20 protein-coding genes are annotated in these 18,002 nt (G+C 55.5%); 8 read left to right on the top strand and 12 right to left on the bottom strand.

The genetic code is table 11. The features are described from left to right. The first annotated feature begins 109 nt into the window (after positions 1 to 109). On the top strand, positions 110 to 877 hold the full coding sequence (tpiA, locus tag F3I47_RS20950; RefSeq protein WP_009088051.1) for a triose-phosphate isomerase: 768 nt from the start codon (positions 110 to 112) through the stop codon (positions 875 to 877). A 26-nt stretch (positions 878 to 903) separates the two neighbouring features. On the opposite strand, the gene F3I47_RS20955 is transcribed toward tpiA, so the two are convergent. The 6 genes from F3I47_RS20955 to cpxP all read right to left on the bottom strand — a co-directional run bounded on the left by F3I47_RS20955 (position 904) and on the right by cpxP (position 6,390). Continuing rightward, positions 904 to 1,677: a CDP-diacylglycerol diphosphatase gene (locus F3I47_RS20955; protein ID WP_150030377.1), complete on the bottom strand. Its 774-nt coding sequence runs from the start codon at positions 1,675 to 1,677 to the stop codon at positions 904 to 906. Between the two features lie 149 nt (positions 1,678 to 1,826). Then, complete coding sequence (locus tag F3I47_RS20960) at positions 1,827 to 2,816, bottom strand: sulfate ABC transporter substrate-binding protein (RefSeq protein ID WP_009088055.1); 990 nt, start codon at positions 2,814 to 2,816, stop codon at positions 1,827 to 1,829. A gap of 143 nt (positions 2,817 to 2,959) precedes the next feature. Continuing rightward, the gene (gene pfkA, locus F3I47_RS20965) at positions 2,960 to 3,922 is read right to left on the bottom strand and encodes a 6-phosphofructokinase (protein WP_009088057.1); all 963 of its coding nucleotides are present in this window, start codon (positions 3,920 to 3,922) and stop codon (positions 2,960 to 2,962) included. 205 nt (positions 3,923 to 4,127) lie between these two features. After that, positions 4,128 to 5,030 carry a CDF family cation-efflux transporter FieF gene (fieF, locus tag F3I47_RS20970; protein WP_150030376.1) on the bottom strand — a complete coding sequence of 301 codons (903 nt, stop codon included), beginning with the start codon at positions 5,028 to 5,030 and terminating at the stop codon, positions 4,128 to 4,130. Positions 5,031 to 5,270: 240 nt separating this feature from the next. Then, positions 5,271 to 5,426, bottom strand: a complete 156-nt coding sequence (locus F3I47_RS20975; RefSeq protein ID WP_003851267.1) for a general stress protein — start codon at positions 5,424 to 5,426, stop codon at positions 5,271 to 5,273. 454 nt (positions 5,427 to 5,880) lie between these two features. Beyond that, positions 5,881 to 6,390, bottom strand: a complete 510-nt coding sequence (cpxP, locus tag F3I47_RS20980) for a cell-envelope stress modulator CpxP (protein ID WP_046100843.1) — start codon at positions 6,388 to 6,390, stop codon at positions 5,881 to 5,883. Between the two features lie 148 nt (positions 6,391 to 6,538). Here cpxP and cpxR point away from each other — a divergent pair, with 148 nt between their 5' ends. The 3 genes from cpxR to trmL are packed head-to-tail and all read left to right on the top strand — an operon-like array spanning position 6,539 to position 9,123. Then, on the top strand, positions 6,539 to 7,237 hold the full coding sequence (gene cpxR / locus F3I47_RS20985) for an envelope stress response regulator transcription factor CpxR (protein ID WP_009088062.1): 699 nt from the start codon (positions 6,539 to 6,541) through the stop codon (positions 7,235 to 7,237). Next, complete coding sequence (cpxA, locus tag F3I47_RS20990) at positions 7,234 to 8,613, top strand: envelope stress sensor histidine kinase CpxA (RefSeq protein WP_009088064.1); 1,380 nt, start codon at positions 7,234 to 7,236, stop codon at positions 8,611 to 8,613. Before cpxR ends, cpxA begins: the two co-directional genes overlap by 4 nt. A 36-nt stretch (positions 8,614 to 8,649) precedes the next feature. Continuing rightward, entirely contained in the window at positions 8,650 to 9,123 is a 474-nt protein-coding gene (gene trmL, locus F3I47_RS20995; protein ID WP_009088065.1) for a tRNA (uridine(34)/cytosine(34)/5-carboxymethylaminomethyluridine(34)-2'-O)-methyltransferase TrmL, read from the top strand. Here trmL and cysE read toward each other — a convergent pair. From cysE to F3I47_RS21020, 5 genes are all read right to left on the bottom strand, one after another. After that, on the bottom strand, positions 9,120 to 9,941 hold the full coding sequence (cysE, locus tag F3I47_RS21000) for a serine O-acetyltransferase (RefSeq protein WP_009088067.1): 822 nt from the start codon (positions 9,939 to 9,941) through the stop codon (positions 9,120 to 9,122). The genes trmL and cysE overlap by 4 nt on opposite strands. Positions 9,942 to 10,009: 68 nt before the next feature. Next, on the bottom strand, positions 10,010 to 11,026 hold the full coding sequence (gene gpsA, locus F3I47_RS21005) for an NAD(P)H-dependent glycerol-3-phosphate dehydrogenase (protein WP_181405375.1): 1,017 nt from the start codon (positions 11,024 to 11,026) through the stop codon (positions 10,010 to 10,012). After that, positions 11,026 to 11,496 (bottom strand): protein-export chaperone SecB, encoded by a 471-nt coding sequence (gene secB / locus F3I47_RS21010; RefSeq protein WP_009088070.1) that lies wholly within the window; start codon positions 11,494 to 11,496, stop codon positions 11,026 to 11,028. Before secB ends, gpsA begins: the two co-directional genes overlap by 1 nt. Positions 11,497 to 11,534: 38 nt before the next feature. Further along, positions 11,535 to 11,789, bottom strand: a complete 255-nt coding sequence (gene grxC / locus F3I47_RS21015) for a glutaredoxin 3 (RefSeq protein ID WP_008926942.1) — start codon at positions 11,787 to 11,789, stop codon at positions 11,535 to 11,537. Positions 11,790 to 11,815: 26 nt separating this feature from the next. Then, complete coding sequence (locus F3I47_RS21020) at positions 11,816 to 12,247, bottom strand: rhodanese-like domain-containing protein (RefSeq protein WP_009088074.1); 432 nt, start codon at positions 12,245 to 12,247, stop codon at positions 11,816 to 11,818. 252 nt (positions 12,248 to 12,499) lie between these two features. Here F3I47_RS21020 and envC point away from each other — a divergent pair, with 252 nt between their 5' ends. The 4 genes from envC to F3I47_RS21040 all read left to right on the top strand — a co-directional run bounded on the left by envC (position 12,500) and on the right by F3I47_RS21040 (position 16,944). Continuing rightward, the gene (gene envC, locus F3I47_RS21025) at positions 12,500 to 13,801 is read left to right on the top strand and encodes a murein hydrolase activator EnvC (RefSeq protein ID WP_058957364.1); all 1,302 of its coding nucleotides are present in this window, start codon (positions 12,500 to 12,502) and stop codon (positions 13,799 to 13,801) included. 3 nt (positions 13,802 to 13,804) lie between these two features. Beyond that, a complete protein-coding gene (locus F3I47_RS21030; protein ID WP_150030375.1) occupies positions 13,805 to 14,707 on the top strand; it encodes a divergent polysaccharide deacetylase family protein in 903 nt (300 codons plus the stop codon). A gap of 103 nt (positions 14,708 to 14,810) precedes the next feature. Continuing rightward, positions 14,811 to 16,040 carry a glycosyltransferase gene (locus tag F3I47_RS21035; RefSeq protein WP_058957366.1) on the top strand — a complete coding sequence of 410 codons (1,230 nt, stop codon included), beginning with the start codon at positions 14,811 to 14,813 and terminating at the stop codon, positions 16,038 to 16,040. After that, entirely contained in the window at positions 16,033 to 16,944 is a 912-nt protein-coding gene (locus tag F3I47_RS21040; RefSeq protein WP_009088083.1) for a hypothetical protein, read from the top strand. Before F3I47_RS21035 ends, F3I47_RS21040 begins: the two co-directional genes overlap by 8 nt. A gap of 28 nt (positions 16,945 to 16,972) precedes the next feature. On the opposite strand, the gene tdh is transcribed toward F3I47_RS21040, so the two are convergent. Beyond that, positions 16,973 to 18,001 (bottom strand): L-threonine 3-dehydrogenase, encoded by a 1,029-nt coding sequence (tdh, locus tag F3I47_RS21045; protein ID WP_140029948.1) that lies wholly within the window; start codon positions 17,999 to 18,001, stop codon positions 16,973 to 16,975. Position 18,002 lies beyond the last annotated feature (1 nt).

Consider the following 18,002-nt stretch of genomic DNA (forward strand, 5'->3'; position numbering starts at 1 on the left):
AAAATGACGAAAAGCAAAGCCATCGCAACATTTGATCTCTATACTGTCTGGCAGACAACGCTGCCGGCTGGCAGCGATTTTTCATGTATCGCGTTATGCGGAGGATAGAATGCGACATCCACTGGTTATGGGTAACTGGAAGTTGAATGGCAGCAAGCAGATCACAGCTGAACTGATCGCCGGTCTGCGCAAGGAACTGTCTGGCGTTGACGGTTGTGGCGTTGCCATTGCACCGCCGGCACTCTATCTCGAGCAGGCAAAACACGCCCTCTCCGGTAGTCACATTGCACTGGGTGCACAGAACGCAGACGTTAACCTGTCTGGTGCCTTCACCGGTGAAGTTTCCGCAGAGATGCTGAAAGATATCGGCGCGAAATATATCATTATCGGCCACTCAGAGCGTCGTACTTACCACAAAGAGAGCGACGAGTTCATCGCGAAGAAATTCGCGGTGCTGAAGTCAGTGGGTCTGGTTCCCGTGCTCTGCATCGGTGAAACCGAAGCAGAAAACGAAGCGGGTAAAACCGAAGAAGTCTGCGCTCGTCAGCTGGATGCCGTGCTGGAAACCCAGGGCGCTGAAGCGTTCAACGGTGCGGTCATCGCCTATGAGCCCGTCTGGGCTATCGGTACCGGTAAATCGGCGACCCCTGCGCAGGCTCAGGCCGTGCACAAATTCATCCGTGACCACATCGCGAAGAAAGATGCGGCAGTCGCGGAGCAGGTCATCATTCAGTACGGCGGCTCCGTTAACGACAAAAATGCGGCAGAGCTGTTCACCCAGCCTGACATCGATGGTGCGCTGGTTGGCGGTGCGTCACTGAAAGCTGACGCATTTGCGGTCATCGTGAAAGCGGCGGCGGCGGCAAAAAGCGCCTAAGCGTTGATGCACAGATTAAAGGCGGCTTAAGCCGCCTTTTTTATGGGCGCAATCAGCTGGCAGCTATGATCCTGCACCTCCTCCGCCGACCCGCTATTCAGCAGCAGCCAGTTTCGCTCTATCGCCATCAGCACCAGTCGCCCGTCGCTTAACTGCGCCAGCGCCAGTCCATATTTCCCCATCTCTGTGCGCGTCTGTGGCCGCTCACTGGCCAGACGGATAAAGGCACTCTGCTGCGCCAGTTCGGCTGGCGTCAGGGCACGCAGCCAGTAGTGATGCTGACGCAGCGTGCTGCGCTGCCACTGGCCGTTAAGCTGCGGCGTCAGCGTATCGAGTTGCCGACGCACATCGGGGCGCAGGCAGGAGAGATGAATATGAAGCTGGTTCTGGGTGCGGCCATACTCTGAATTAATAGCCAGCGACAGAACCCGGTCGTCAATCGGCGAGCCATGCCGCTGGGCTAACAGATAGCGTTCATGCCAGGCAAAGGCAAAATAGTTGGGTGTGGCGGGCTGAAGTAAGCGCGGGCTTTCTATGCCCGTGATCCTGTCGAGCGGAATCAGCAGAAACTGCAGTGGCCCATGGATATCTTTCAGCATGGCATAACGATGTGGCCGATCGACACGCTGACAGGGCGCCGGGTTGCCACTACTCTGCTGGTGGGGCACACATTTCTCGCTGACGATCTGCCACAGCGCATCACTATTCTTTTTAAAATGCAGTGCGGCCGCCAGCATCCCCGCAATGACCAGCACCAGCAGGATCGCCATCCCGCGGGCTGCATGACGGTGTATCGGCATAACAACGCTTCCTGAGTGGCTTCGCAGCCTGCATCCTCGCCTGGCGGGAAAAGAATGTCACGGGGAATTCTGGCTGATAGCGCAGCAGGGGTGGAGAAAAGAGGTGTCGCGTTAAGCGGTCAGCGCAGAGATGCGCTGACCGCCATGCCTTACGGTTTCATGACCTGGTCATAGCTGCCGCCATCGGCGAAGTGGGCTTTCTGAGCCTGTGTCCAGCCACCAAACTTGTCCTGAATGGTGAACAGTTTCACAGGCGCAAAGGTGCTGGAAAATTTCTTCGCAATCTCAGCATCACGCGGACGGTAATAGTTCTGCGCGGCAATCGTCTGGCCTTCCGGCGAGTAGAGGTATTTCAGATAGGCATCCGCAACCTTACGCGTACCCTTTTCGTCCACCACCTTATCGACTACCGACACGGTCGGCTCAGCCAGAATGGATTCACTCGGCGTCACAATCTCGAACTTATCTTTGCCCAGCTTGTTCACCGCCAGATAGGCTTCGTTTTCCCAGGCGATAAGGACGTCACCAATGCCGCGCTCAACGAAGGTGTTGGTCGCGCCACGCGCACCGGAATCCTGCACCTCAACGTTTTTAAACAGCGCTCTGACGTAAGCCAGCGCTTTAGCCTGGTCGCCATTGTTGTGATCCAGCGCCCAGCCCCAGGCCGCCAGATAGTTCCAGCGTGCCCCGCCGGAGGTTTTCGGGTTAGGGGTGATAACAGAGACACCTGGTTTGATCAGGTCGCTCCAGTCATGAATGCCTTTGGGATTGCCTTTGCGTACCAGGAAGACGATGGTCGAGGTGTAAGGAGCGGAGTTGTCCGGCAGGCGCTGAAGCCAGTTTTTATCAATACGCCCGCGTTCTGCAATGGCATCGACATCGGATTGCAGCGCCAGCGTCACCACATCCGCCCGGATGCCGTTAATTACGGAGGTTGCCTGCTTGCCGGAGCCGCCATGGGACTGACGCACCACGACGTTATCGCCGGTTTCCTGTTTATAGTGCGCACTGAACGCTTTGTTGTACTGTTCGTACAGCTCACGCGTTGGATCGTAGGACACGTTAAGCAGCTGAATGTCTTTTGCCAGAACGCTGGTTGAGGCCAGCAACAGGGTAACGCCGATACTCCACTTGTTCATTACGCACTCTCCCAATGTCGTTATGGGCGTAGCGTGACATAAACCAATACAGAGCTTAAAGAATTAAAAATAAGTGGTTATAACTGGGGGGAATATAGACTGGCGATGCCGGGGCGTGCGGTAACGCACACCCCGCAGAGGGATCAGTAGAGTTTTTTCGCGGTGTCGAGCCAGTCGCGCTTAAACGGACGCTTCATGTTTTCAATCGCGTCGATGATGTCGTGATGCACCATCTTCTCATTCTGAATACCAACACAGCGACCGCCGTAGCCCTGCATCAGCAGCTCAATGGAGTAAGCGCCCATGCGTGACGCCAGAATACGGTCATAGGCACAGGGCGCGCCACCACGCTGAATATGGCCCAGCACGGTGGAACGGGTTTCGCGTTTGGTTTCCGTTTCAATAAAGCGCGCCAGATCGTCGATATCGCAGATATGTTCGGTAATCGCCACGATAGCGTGCTTTTTCCCTTTGGCGATGCCCGCTTTGATTTCCGCAACCAGCTCTTCACGGGTATAAGGGAATTCCGGCAGCACGATGAACTCACAGCCACCCGCAATGGCCGCCGCCAGCGTCAGGTCGCCGCAGTAGCGGCCCATCACTTCAACGATGGAGATACGCTGATGCGACGAAGAGGTATCACGCAGGCGGTCAATGGCCTCCACCACGGTTTCCAGCGCCGTAAAGTAACCGATGGTGTAATCCGTTCCGGCAACGTCGTTGTCGATGGTGCCCGGTAAGCCGATGCAGGGGAAGCCCATTTCGGTCAGACGTTTCGCCCCCATATAGGAGCCATCGCCGCCGATCACCACCAGCGCGTCAATGCCGCGCTTTTTCATGTTCTCGATGGCCACCTGGCGAATATCTTCATTACGGAATTCAGGAAAACGCGCAGAGCCCAGGAAGGTGCCGCCGCGGTTGATCATGTCGGAGACGCTGTAGCGATCGAGATTGATCATGCGGTCTTCGTACAATCCCAGATAGCCATCATAGATCCCAAAAACTTCCAGTCCTTCACTCAGCGCGGAACGCACGACTCCACGAATAGCTGCGTTCATGCCTGGGGCGTCACCGCCGCTGGTTAATACACCAATTTTTTTGATCATGACAACCTCTGGATTTTTAAAACGAAGGGTTAATCCTGCCTGTCGATCGCTGCTGAACATCATTAAAGGCCAGCGCGACATGTGATGGCAGATAGTATATCAAAGGCTTGCTGCTGAATTGATTCAGGTCAGACAACTTTTCACTATTTTTTGCAGCAATGTTAGCGTTACGTCGTCCCTTACGTATCAAATTGATTCGTTTAGGTTAAAAACCTGGAGAATCCTCCTTCTCGAACGGTACCACAGAACAGGGGTCCTGATGGATAATTACGTCTGACCCGGGAAATGCGTCGCGTAACGCCCTCTCAACCTGATCGGCCACACGGTGCGCCTGCACCAGGGGCAGCTGGTCTTCAAGCTCCAGATGCAGCTGAATAAATTTTGTCGGGCCGGACTGGCGGGTACGCAGATCGTGCACCCCCTGCACCTGCGGCCAGTTCGTTGCCAGCGTCAGAATCTGCTGACGCTCCTCTTCCGGCAATGCGCGATCCAGCAGGGACTGCACTGCGTCGTAGCCCATACGTAACGCGCTGTAGAGAATAAAAATGCCGATTCCCAGCGCGAACAGGGCATCTGCCCTTGCAAAACCATAGCTGCTCAGCACCAGCGCGATCAGAATCGCGCCATTCATAATGACATCGGACTGATAGTGCAGCATGTCAGCCCGAATGGCCTGACTGCGGGTTTTCCGCACCACCCAGCGCTGGAAGGCCACCAGTAACAGGGTTGAACTCAGCGCGACAACCGTTACCACAATCCCGACTATGGGAGCCCGCAGAACATCCGGCGACGCCAGATGTTGCAGGCCGGTCAGGAACAGAAACAGCGCCGAGCCTGAAATAAACATGCTCTGAGCCAGTGCCGCCAGCGATTCTGCTTTACCATGCCCGAACGTATGGTCTTCATCGGCGGGCTGCAGCGCATAACGCACCACCAGCAGATTCGTGAGTGACGCGGCAATATCGACCAGCGAGTCCACCAGCGAAGCGAGCAGACTCACCGAACCGGTGTACCACCAGGCAAAGATTTTCACGATCAACAGCACCGACGCGAGAAGGGTAGCGGCCAGCGCAGCACGCTTTACCAGTCGGCCATAAGAGGGTTGCATGCCGGATCCCCTGCACCCCATCATCAGATGAGGCGTATTCAGATGGAAGAGTGGCTGAAGTCTAACACCCTGAGCCGGGCAATGCTTAAGGAGGTGCAACGGAGAGAGGTTCTTTACGGCGGGGCAACCGATAAAAACAAGCCCCGACCTTTGAAAAAGGACGGGGCAGCGTGTCATACACATCAGTTACATCAGTGCCAGACCCTGAAATTCAGGTCTGTTCAGGAAACGTTGCAGCTGTTACTTTTTGCCGCCTTTCTTACCGGCTTCTGATGCTTTTTCACGATCGTTTTTAAAGTTTCCGCCGCCGCTGTTCTGGCCGCCTTTTTTACCGGCTTCAGAGGCCTTTTGCGGATTATCTGCGAAATTACCTGAACCACCACGATGCTCTGCCATAATTTACTCCGTTAATAGATTCATTCGGGATTACATAATGTGGTTGTTGCTCCCTGAGACTTCGCGAAATCACTTCACTTCCCTGCAGTGACAGGATTAAGTGTAGATAAAGCTAAGGCGCCAGCAAGCGCAACGGTAAATTCCCTATCTTACTGAAAAATATTATTTATTTTCACAGCCAGGAGAATAAATATACTCTTTTCAACGGGTTAAAATATTTTTTTTCTGTTTTTCTCTGCCGGTGCGCTTAAACGCAACCAGAGCCCCGGTCAGTTCATCTTTCAGCAGCTAAAAGCCGATTAAGGACCAACAGCGGTAACAAAACCGGGGTTTTGTTGTGCGGTGATGATTCGGGTCAAAACAGAAAAAGTGAAAAATAGATAAAAAAAACCCCCGCCATCATGGCGGGGGAAGACAGGGATGTGTCTATGGCAAGGAAAACAGGGATACTATGTTACTGGTTACTGCTGGTACTACTCACTGCCTGCAGCGATGAGGCCGACTGCAAATTCGAAAACTGGCGCAGCTCGTTCAGCCGCCGCTGGTAATTCTTCTGTAACGTGGCCTGCTGGGCCGGCGTTAACAGCTGAAACATCTGATTCTGTACGCGTGCCATCTCAACCTGTTGTTCAACCTGAACTCTGGCGATAATTTCCGCTCTGTTGCGGATGGCCGCTTCGTTAAACTGGTCTGCAGTCACTAACTCATGAAGTGCTGCGATATCGTCAATATGAACCACCGGGCGATCATGTCGGGCCTGTTGCATCAGGTCGCGCATCTGCTGACGTTGCTCTTCCGTCAGCTCAATGCCATCGAACATGTGGCTTTGCGGATTTTGCGTCATACTGCCTGTCGGAAATCCGCCATGATGCATCTCGTCAATCGTCGTCGCATCTTTAGCACCTGCACTGGCGATACTCAGGGTCATCGCTGAGGCAAGGACGACGGCGGTTAATTTGCGCATCGTGTACTCCAGTTCGTTCCGTTTTGCGATTCAACGAGAGCCAGTGTACGGCGACAGCTGCAAACATCCGTCAGGGGGTGTAAAACTACGTAAAGCGATGGATAGGTGCGCCAGGAACACGGTATTTTGCCTGCGGAGGGCTACAAAAATGAATAAAATCCTGTTGGTAGATGACGACCGCGAATTAACTTCGCTTTTGAAAGAACTGTTAGAAATGGAAGGGTTTGAAGTGGTAGTGGCCAGCGATGGTGAACAAGCGCTGAACCTGCTCGACAACTCTATTGATCTGCTTTTACTGGATGTCATGATGCCGAAGAAAAACGGTATCGACACCCTGAAAGAACTGCGACAGCAACATCAGACTCCCGTCATCATGCTGACCGCGCGCGGCAGCGAGCTGGATCGCGTGCTGGGCCTCGAACTGGGCGCAGATGACTATCTGCCTAAGCCGTTTAACGATCGTGAACTGGTGGCCCGTATCCGCGCGATTCTGCGGCGTTCGAACTGGAGTGAACAGCAACAGCAACACGATAACAGCTCACCGACGCTGGAAGTGGACTGCCTGCGTCTCAATCCCGGTCGTCAGGAGGCCAGCTTTGATGATGTGACGCTGGATCTGACCGGCACGGAATTTACCCTGCTCTATCTGCTGGCGCAGCATCTGGGCCAGGTGGTCTCACGCGAACACCTGAGTCAGGAAGTGCTGGGCAAGCGTCTGACGCCGTTTGACCGCGCCATTGATATGCATATCTCCAATCTGCGTCGCAAGCTGCCTGAGCGCCGTGATGGTCATCCCTGGTTTAAAACGTTACGCGGCCGCGGCTATCTGATGGTTTCGGCATCATGATTGGCAGTCTGACCACCCGCATCTTCGCTATCTTCTGGTTAACCCTGGCGCTGGTGCTGATGCTGGTGCTCATGGTGCCTAAACTCGATTCACGTCAGATGACCTCGCTGCTGGAAAGTGAACAGCGGCAGGGCATCATGATTGAGCAGCACGTCGAAGCCGAACTGTCACAGGATCCCCCTAACGATCTGATGTGGTGGCGTCGTCTGTTTCGTGCCGTCGAAAAATGGGCACCGCCGGGTCAGCGACTGCTGTTAGTCACCAGCGAAGGTCGGGTGATCGGCGCGCAACATAACGAAATGCAGGTGATCCGTAACTTTATCGGCCAGTCTGATAATGCCGATCATCCGCAGAAAAAGAAATATGGTCGGGTGGAGCTGGTCGGGCCTTTCTCCGTGCAGGATGGCGAAGACAACTACCAGCTTTACATGATCCGTCCCGCCAACAGCTCCCAGCTCGATTTTGTCAATCTGCTGTTTGACCGTCCGTTACTGCTGCTTATCGTGACGATGCTGATCAGCTCCCCGCTGCTGCTGTGGCTGGCCTGGAGCCTGGCGCGCCCGGCGCGTAAGCTGAAATATGCCGCCGATGAGGTGGCGAGTGGAAACCTGCGCCAGCATCCGGAACTGGAGTCAGGCCCGCAGGAGTTTCTTGCCGCCGGGTCGAGCTTCAACCAGATGGTGAGTGCGCTGGAGCGGATGATGACCGGTCAGCAGCGCCTGCTATCGGACATCAGTCATGAACTTCGTACGCCGCTGACCCGCCTGCAACTGGCAACCGCGCTGCTGCGTCGTCGCCAGGGTGAAAGTAAAGAGCTGGGACGCATTGAGATGGAGGCGCAACGCCTTGATGGCATGATCAACGACCTGCTGGTGCTCTCGCGCACACAGCATAAGAATGCGCTGGTCAGCGAAGCGATGAAGGCCAATCAGTTGTGGAATGGGGTGCTGGAAGATGCCCGTTTCGAAGCTGAGCAGATGGGCAAGAAGATGGATATCCCCTATCCTCCGGGCCCGTGGCCGCTCTATGGCAATCCGCACGCTCTGGAGAGTGCGCTCGAAAATATCGTGCGCAATGCGCTGCGCTATTCACACACTCACATCAGCGTCAGCTTCTCCGTCGATATTTCCGGTATCACGGTTCACGTCGATGATGATGGTCCTGGCGTAAGCCCGGAAGATCGGGAACAGATTTTCCGTCCCTTCTACCGGACCGATGAAGCGCGCGATCGCGAATCGGGAGGAACCGGGCTGGGCCTGGCCATTGTCGACACGGCCGTGCAGCAGCATCGCGGCTGGGTGAAAGCCGATGACAGCCCACTGGGCGGTCTGAGACTGACCCTCTGGTTACCGCTCTACTCCTCCGGTCGTCAATAATTTGTTATGCTTCGGCCCCTGTCATCGGGGGCCTTAATGCTTAACATTGTCTTGTTTGAACCAGAAATTCCGCCGAATACCGGCAATATCATCCGCCTGTGCGCCAACAGTGGCTTTCAGCTTCACCTGATCCAGCCGCTTGGCTTCGCCTGGGATGACAAGCGCTTACGCCGCGCCGGGCTGGATTACCATGAATTTACGGCCATCAGATTCCATGCGGATTATGCGGCGTTTCTCGCCTCAGAGGCACCAGAGCGTCTGTTTGCGCTGACGACCAAAGGCACGCCTGCACACAGTGCTGTGACGTATCAGGCGGGCGATTATCTGCTGTTCGGACCGGAGAGCCGTGGGCTGCCGGCTGAGATACTGGCGGCGTTACCCGCGCAGCAGAAAATCCGTATCCCGATGCGGGCAGAAAGCCGCAGCATGAACCTGTCGAACGCCGTTTCGGTAGTAGTGTATGAAGCGTGGCGCCAGCTGGATTATGCCGGCGCGCTGATTAAAGACTAGATGCCGTCGCCGAACTGAAAACCCGCCAGGCTGCCGTTGAAGTGCTGATCCATATCCATTGATGGCTTATCGCTGCCTGGCTTGCCGACGATACGGGCGGGTACGCCTGCTGCCGTGGTGTGCGGCGGCACAGGCTGCAACACCACAGAACCGGCACCGATTTTCGCCCCCCGGCCCACTTCAATGTTGCCGAGCACTTTCGCACCGGCTCCAATCATGACCCCTTCACGGATTTTAGGATGACGGTCGCCGCTGGTCTTACCGGTGCCGCCCAGCGTCACCGACTGCAGGATAGAGACATCGTTCTCCACCACGGCGGTTTCACCAATCACGATGCCTGTGGCGTGATCGAGCATGATACCGTGACCGATGCTGGCAGCGGGATGAATGTCGACTGCAAACGAGACGGAGATTTCATTCTGCAGATAAACCGCCAGCGCACGACGGCCCTCATTCCACAGCCAGTGGCCGATGCGGTACGCCTGCAGGGCGTGAAACCCTTTAAGGTAGAGCAGCGGGGTGGAGTATTTATCGACTGCCGGGTCGCGCTGACGCACCGCCTGAATATCGTAAGCCGCTGACAGTATCATCGACGGATCTTCACGGTAGGCTTCTTCAACGATTTCACGGATGGCGATGGCGGGCATAATCGGATTTGCCAGCTTGTTAGCCAGCATATAACTCAGTGCGCTACCGAGATTTTCATGCTTAAGCAATGTCGCGTGAAAGAAGCTGGCCAGCATCGGCTCACAATCAGCCAGGGCTCGCGCTTCTGCTTTGATATTATTCCAGACCAGTTCTAACTCATCAGACGACATTGCTGCTTTCTCCCGATAAAAAAAGCGCCTGAATGGGCGCTGCAGGTGATGATGCTACGCGTCCTGCGTTAGCCAGTGCTGTTTTCGTCCTTCCTTGTTCGTCCCAGCAGGCTCAATGCTGCATCTCTCGCCGGTTTTTCGCAATACAGCACCTGATAAATCTGCTCGGTAATCGGCATTTCCACACCGAATCTTGAAGCCAACGCTTTGACTTCTTTGGTATTTCTGTAGCCCTCTACAACTTGTCCGATAATGCGTTGCGCGCTATCTACATCTTCGCCCTGGCCCAGCATCATGCCAAACCGGCGGTTGCGCGACTGATTGTCCGTGCAGGTCAGGACCAGATCGCCCAGGCCCGCCATCCCCATAAAGGTGGTGGGATCGGCGCCCAGTGCAGCACCGAGCCGGCTCATCTCAGCCAGACCGCGGGTGATCAGTGCGGTTCGCGCGTTGGCGCCAAATCCGATACCATCAGAAATGCCGGCTCCGATAGCAATCACGTTTTTCACCGCGCCGCCCAGCTGGACACCGACAAAATCGGGGTTGTTATAAACGCGGAAACTTTTACCGCAGTGCAGCTTCAGCTGGAGATCGTCAGCAAACTGCGCATCCGTGGCGGCCAGCGCGATAGCCGTCGGTAAGCCTGCGGCCAGCTCTTTAGCGAAGGTCGGCCCGGAGATCACGGCCAGCGGGATGGAGTCGCCCAGAATCTCACGCGCCACATCCTGCAGCAGGCGTCCGGTCTCTTTTTCCAGCCCTTTGGTCGCCCAGACAATCCGCGAGTCAGACCGCAGATGAGGCTTAATCTGTTGCAGTACGTCGCCAAAGACATGACTCGGCACCACAATCAATATGTCGCGGCTGGCTGCAATGGCTTTTTGCAGGTCGGGTTCAGGAGAGAGGTTATCGGGAAACGGAACGTCAGGGAGGAAAGCCGTGTTGCAGCGGTCGGTCTGAAGCTGCGCCAGATGCGCCGGGTTATGTCCCCACAACAGTACCGGATGGCCATTACGGGCCAGCGTAATCGCCAGAGCGGTGCCGTAGGAGCCGGCACCGATGACGCTAATCGAAGCGTGAGTGGTCATCAGGCATCCTGATGTTGTTGAGCACCTTCTTCACCCTGCTGCTGCTGCAGATAGTTCATGAACAGTGCATCAAAGTTGACCGGTGCCAGGTTCAGCTGCGGGAAGGTGCCACGTGATACCAGGCTGGTAATGCATTCACGGGCATACGGGAACAGGATGTTCGGGCAGTAAGCGCCCAGGCAATGTGCCATCTGCGTTCCTTCGATACCGCTGATGGTGAAGATACCGGCCTGCTGAACTTCACACAGGAAAGCGGTCTCTTCACCCACGTTGGCGGTTACAGTCACACGAAGTACCACTTCATAAACATCGTCAGCCAGCTGAGAAGATGCAGTATCCAGATCCAGTTTAACGTCCGGTTCCCACTCTTTCTGGAAAACCTGCGGGGCATTAGGCGCTTCAAAAGAGATATCTTTTGTGAAGACGCGCTGAATCTGGAATTGCATTTCGTTCGTGTTATGTTCTGACATGTGACCAAATCCTATGTATGAGATTGTCCGGCGTAAACTTACGCCTGCAGTAAGGGATCTAAACCTTCGCGATTATCGAGTGCGAATAAGTCATCGCAGCCGCCAATGTGCTGCGCATCAATAAAAATCTGAGGCACGGTGGTGCGGCCACTACGCTTGATCATCTCTTCGCGTTTCGCCATGTCTCCATCAATGGGGATCTCCTGGAACGACACGCCTTTTTGCGTTAACAGCGCTTTCGCCCGATGGCAGTAAGGACAGGTGGCCTTGGTGTACATTTCAACATTTGCCATGCTACGCACCTCTGTCAGGTTACAGGTTATTTACCGCGAACTAACGGCAGGTTTTCGCCGCTCCAGCCGCTGATGCCATCTTTCAGAACAAAGACCTGCGGGAAGCCAGCAGCACTCAGATGTGCAGCGGAATCAGCCGCGCTTTGTCCGGTTGCACATACCACAATTATGGGCTGCGCTTTGTGCTTTTCCAGTTCGTCTGCGTTGCCTTTTTTAATCTCAGCGGCTGCCACATTCAGCGCACCTGAAATATGCCCTCTGCGAAAATCGTCGCGCGAACGCACGTCGACAACCACCGCGTCCTCTTTGTTAATCAGGCGGGTCGCTTCACCGCGGCTGATCGTTTTTACCTTAGAGAACATTCCTTTAACGGTAGTCACAATCACCAGAATGAGTAAAACGACCCATGCGAGACTCAGGATGGGGTGATTGCTTGCAAACTGCATAATTTCTTGCATGAGGGGTAACGACTCCAGACCGGGCTAATAAGCTAAAACAAGGGTTCTGAGTATACCTGCGCCACTTCGCATGTACAGATGCTATGCGGCGAGAGTATCGATTTGTGCGCCATTTTCCAAAAAAAGTGGCTGAATAGCAAAAATGGCGTAAGGCTTAATCCATCTCATTGTGAAAGCGGACATAACTGGTAAAGCAAATGCCGGTGGGGAGCACTGGTAAGCGGCGATTCATCGTGGAATAATCATTGGCCTATGAAGGGAAAAACTACCGTTTTGCACACAAGGACCCGTTCCAGCGGCGAAAATCAGCCGTTGTTCACACCGTTGTCCACCCTCTCCCTCAGCCTGCTTTGCGCGGGAGCACTGTTGTTGCCAGCTGTGGCACAGAGTGCGGAAGACAGTAAATCTCAGCTGCAATCTATTCAGCAGAACATTGCTGAAAAAGAGAAAAGCGTTAAGGCGCAGAAAGTGCAGCGCAGCAAATTACTGGATCAGTTGCAGAGTCAGGAAAAAATCATCGCCCAGGCGAGCCGTCAGTTGCGCGAAACCCGCAACAGCCTCACCGCCCTGAATAACGATATTAAACAGCTCACCACCTCCATCGCCCGGCTTGAGAAGCAGCAAAGCCAGCAGGAAAGCCTGCTGTCGCAACAGCTTGATGCCGCATTTCGTCAGGGCCAGCACAACGGTATACAGCTGTTGATGGGCGGAGAAGAGAGCCAGCGCAGCGAGCGTATTCTGGCCTATTTTGGCTATCTGAACGCGGCGCGCCAGAAAAGTATCGCCTCACTGCAACAGACGCGTCAGGACCTGGATCAGCAACGCGCCACGCTGGAGCAGAAGCAACAGCAGCAGAAAGCACTATTAGCTCAGCAGCAGGGCCAGCAGCAGAAGCTGCAACAGGCGAGCGACGCGCGCAGGAAAACCCTTACGTCGCTGGAAAGCGCGCTGGAAAAAGATCAGGCCGATCTGGTCGAGATGCGTCAGAACGAAAGCCGTCTGCAGGATAAGATCGCCCGGGCAGAACGGGAAGCGCGTGAGCGCGCGGCGCGCGAAGCCCGTGAGGCAGAAAAAGTGCGTCAGCGCCAGGCGCAGGCCAAAGCCAAAGGCTCCAGCTATCAGCCGACCCAGAGCGAACGCGAACTGGTTGCCCGTACCGGAGGACTCGGTCGCGCGGGCGGACAGGCGTTGTGGCCGGTGCGCGGACGCATCGAACATCGCTTTGGTGAACAGCTGCAGGGGGAACTGCGCTGGAAAGGCCTGGTGATTGATGCGCGGGAAGGCACCGAGGTGAAAGCCATTGCCGACGGGCGGGTTCTGATGGCCGACTGGTTGCAGGGTTACGGTCTGGTCGTAGTGCTGGAGCACGGTAAAGGCGACATGAGCCTCTATGGCTACAACCAGAGTGCACTGGTGAGCGTGGGTACACAGGTGAAGGCAGGACAGCCTATCGCCCTGGTGGGCACCAGCGGGGGGCGCGGTACCCCGTCGCTCTATTTTGAAATCCGACGTCAGGGACAGGCTGTCAATCCACTCCCGTGGTTAGGAAAATAAGTTTTGCTGCAACGTCGAAAAATCTCCGTTTTATTCAGCGCGCTGCTGTTCAGCTTCGCGGCGCAGGCAGGCAAGCTGGCTATTGTTATCGATGATGTGGGCTACCGGCCTGCCGAAGAGAACAAAGTTCTGCAGATGCTGCAGGCGATTTCAGTGGCTGTTCTGCCCAACGCACCCCATGCACGGGAGATGGCTACCAGAGCCCATCAGGGTGGACACGAAGTATTGATCCATCTGCCGATGGCGCCACTCAGCAAACAGCCACTGGAAAAAGATACGCTGACCCCGGAGATGAGCAGCGAAGAGATCACCCGCATTATGCGCAATGCGGTCAGCAACGTGCCTTACGCAGTCGGCCTGAACAACCACATGGGCAGCAGGATGACCTCGAGCCTTTCCGGTATGCAGAAGGTAATGCAGGCGCTGAATCACTATAACCTCTACTTCCTGGATAGCATGACCATCGCCAATAGCCAGGCGATTCCTGCCGCACAGGGCACTCAGGTCAAAGTTCTGAAACGCCGGGTGTTCCTGGATGACAGTCAGGATATTAATGCTATCCGCCAGCAGTTCAGCCGGGCGGTGAAGCTGGCACAGCGCGACGGGTATGCCATTGCTATCGGTCATCCCCACCCCAACACCGTTCGGGTGCTGCAGCAGATGCTGCCCTCGCTGCCCGCAGACATTACGCTGGTTCGCCCCAGCCAGTTGCTGAACGAAACACGCCACAGCGGCTCACGGACGCCAGCGGTTCCGGTGAAACCGGCGAAACCGCGCTTCCAGCCAGCAGAACTGTGTAAAGTGAAACAGCCGCTGGCGCCGGTTCCGGCGACCCGGGCGTTAACGGTGGTAGGCGAAAGCGTGAGTCACAGCCCGCTGTTTAGCACCCTGAAAAGTCTGTTCTGAATTTGCCATGAATGCTAAGTGCTAAGCTTAAAGTTCAATTGCAGGTAAAAATTACTATAATCCCGGTCGGGCGATAACATGCGGTGCGGGAATAGTAAGACGGATGACGATTAATAAACAAAAAATCCTGCTGCTGGATAACGGCAGAGAGTGGGGAGGCGGCACCAACAGTATGCTGGAGCTGCTGAAACGTATCGATCGTCAGAAATTTGATATTACCTGCTGCTTCTATCACAACTACAGCCGTGGCAACGACGAAACCATTGAGGCCACGCTCAACGCGCTGGCCATTCCGGTCTTTTTTATCCCGCAGATCAGGCAGCCGCGCTGGGCAAAATTTGTCAAAGAGGCCGTGCGGGCGCTGCTGTTTTTTAATAAAAAGCTGAAGAAGCGGGCTATCGATGAGATCGATACACGCTGGCGCATCATGCCCAACGCCAGCAAAATTAACTCCCTGCTCCAGCTGGGAAAATTCGACACGCTCTACATGAATAACCAGCCCAGCACCAATGTGGAGGGCTATCTGGCCGCGCGCAGCCTGGATGTGGCGGTGGTGCAGCATTGCCGTATCGACCCGGTGCTGGAACCACGACTGGTCAGCATGGTGAACCAGGACTGCCAGGCGATTATTGCCGTGTCGCAGGGGGTAAATAAGACGCTGATCAGCCACGGTGTTGATGCGGAACGCTGTTTTACCGTCAACAATGCGATCGACATCCACCAGCCTTTACCTGACCGCCTCGACGTTCGCCAGCGTTTTAAACTCTCCCCGACCACCTTTGTGTTTGGCACCATCGGCTCACTGATATTACGTAAATCCAATCATCACATTCTGCAGGCGCTGGGCCGTTTCAAACGGGCTCATCCCGACGCAGACTGGCGGATGGTGATTGTCGGTGCCGGCCCGGAACTCCAGCACCTGCTGCAACTCGCAACGGCGGAGAATATCCAGCAGCATGTGGTCTTTACGGGCTTTCAGAACAATGCGCTGGATTACCTCACCGCCTTTGATACGTTTATTCTTGCCTCACGCAGTGAGGGCTTACCTCGGGTCGTGCTGGAGGCGATGCTGGTGAATACCGCCGTCATCGGTTCCCGTGTGGTCGGTACTGCCGAATTGATCAGTCATGACGAAACCGGGTTGCTGTTTGATTATGGCAACGTGGTGCAGCTGACCCAGCACTTAACCGCGCTGTGGCAGGATGCCGGCTTACGTCAGCGCCTGATCAATGCGGCAGCGAAACGCGTTCGTGAACAGTACGCCATTGAAACCTACATCAGCGGCGTTGAAAATATTCTGCAAAGTGTCGCTAATAAGAAACCTCATGCTTAATTTTTTAAATCCCCGTTATCGCCATATCCGGGCGAGCCATAACCTGCCTTATTCGCTAAAAGAAGTTCAGGGCTCGGTACCGGTTACCTCTGTTGTGATCCCCTGCACGGGCGCGGACTATATCGAAGAGGCGCTGCTCAGTGCCGATTTTGCGGCGCGCTTTGCCACGCAGGCAGAGGAGATTGTGATTGTCAGCGATCAGCCTGCCGACGCCTTTGGCAGCCTGCCCGCTAAAACCCGCGTGGCCACGCTGGATGTACCGCAGCGCGAAGAGCACTATCGCTACAAGCAGATCTATCGCAGTCGCTTAATCAAACTGCAGGCCCCGTTGCAGGCAAAAGGCGACGGCATTCTGATGATCGATTCCGACCTCAATCTGCTCAAGATGCCGGAGATCATGATGAAACCTGGCCATCTCTACTCCAGCTTTCGTCAGGGGAAAATGATTGCCAAGCTGGCTGATGCGCCGCAGGAGGCGATTCCTGCCTACTACCCGCACAGTATCCGGCCTTATCTGGTGGATCACGTTAACGGTGCCTATCTGGCGGCGACCCGTGAGGTCTGGCAGCGTATTTCACCGCTGTGGCTGACGCTGTTCAATGACACCTGGCATCTGATGAACGACAGTCAGCCGCCGACCGATCAGCTGCCGCTCGCGGTGCTGCTGGATATGCTGGACATTAAAACCGTCAATCTGGGCGAATGGGCTAACTGGCCGGTCTCCAAGAAAATCGGCGGTCAGTCTGCGGTGATCCCGGCGGAAGTGGTCGGCGCACACGGCGGCTTTCCGCTGTCGGAATGGCAAAAATATCTGGCCGATCCGCAACAGCCGCTCCACTTTAAAGGTCAGGATTACACGCGCAAGGTGCGCTATCTGACCGACGAAGAGAAGAAACAACGCTGATTATCCGGCCGCTGCGGCGGCCGGTGTGTTAATCCCAGCTCAGTATTACCTTTCCCGAGCGTCCTGAACGCATCTCATCAAAGCCCTGCTGGAAGTCGTCAATCCCATAGCGATGCGTAATGACCGGCGTTAAGTCGAGACCGGACTGGATCAGCGCCGCCATTTTGTACCAGGTTTCAAACATCTCCCGGCCATAAATGCCCTTGATAAAGAGCCCCTTGAAGATCACCTGATTCCAGTCGATAGCCATCTCACCCGGCGGAATACCCAGCAGGGCAATCCGCCCGCCGTGATTCATTACGTCGAGCAGCGCGCGAAACGCAGGAGGCGCACCGGACATCTCCAGTCCGACATCAAATCCTTCCGTCATCCCCAGCGAATGCATGACGTCGCGCAGATTTTCATGGGCCACGTTGACCGCGCGGGTGACGCCCATTTTTCGCGCCAGCGCCAGTCGGTAGTCATTGATGTCGGTGATCACAACGTTACGCGCGCCAACATGGCGGCAGACCGCCGCGGCCATGATGCCGATAGGCCCCGCGCCGGAGATCAGCACATCCTCGCCAACCAGATCGAACGACAGCGCGGTATGCACGGCATTACCAAACGGGTCAAAGATCGCGGCCAGCTCATCGGAAATGTTGTCGGGAATTCTGAAGGCGTTAAAGGCCGGGATGACCAGATATTCCGCAAAGCAGCCCTGACGGTTAACCCCCACGCCCATGCTGTTCCGGCACAGATGCGTTCGCCCGGCGCGGCAGTTGCGGCAATGCCCGCAGGTGATATGCCCCTCTCCCGACACCCGATCGCCAGGCGTAAAGCCCTTTACCTCCTGACCTGTAGCCACCACTTCACCCACATATTCATGACCGACGATCATCGGCACCGGAATGGTTTTGCGCGACCAGTCATCCCAGTTGTAGATGTGGACATCGGTGCCGCAGATAGCGGTTTTACGGATTTTAATCAGCAGGTCGTTGTGGCCCGGCTCAGGAACCGGCGCATCGGTCACCATCCAGATGCCCGCTTCCCTCTTCAGTTTGGCGAGTGCTTTCATA

This window comes from Pantoea sp. M_10 (assembly GCF_008631515.1).
Taxonomy (GTDB): domain Bacteria; phylum Pseudomonadota; class Gammaproteobacteria; order Enterobacterales; family Enterobacteriaceae; genus Pantoea; species Pantoea anthophila.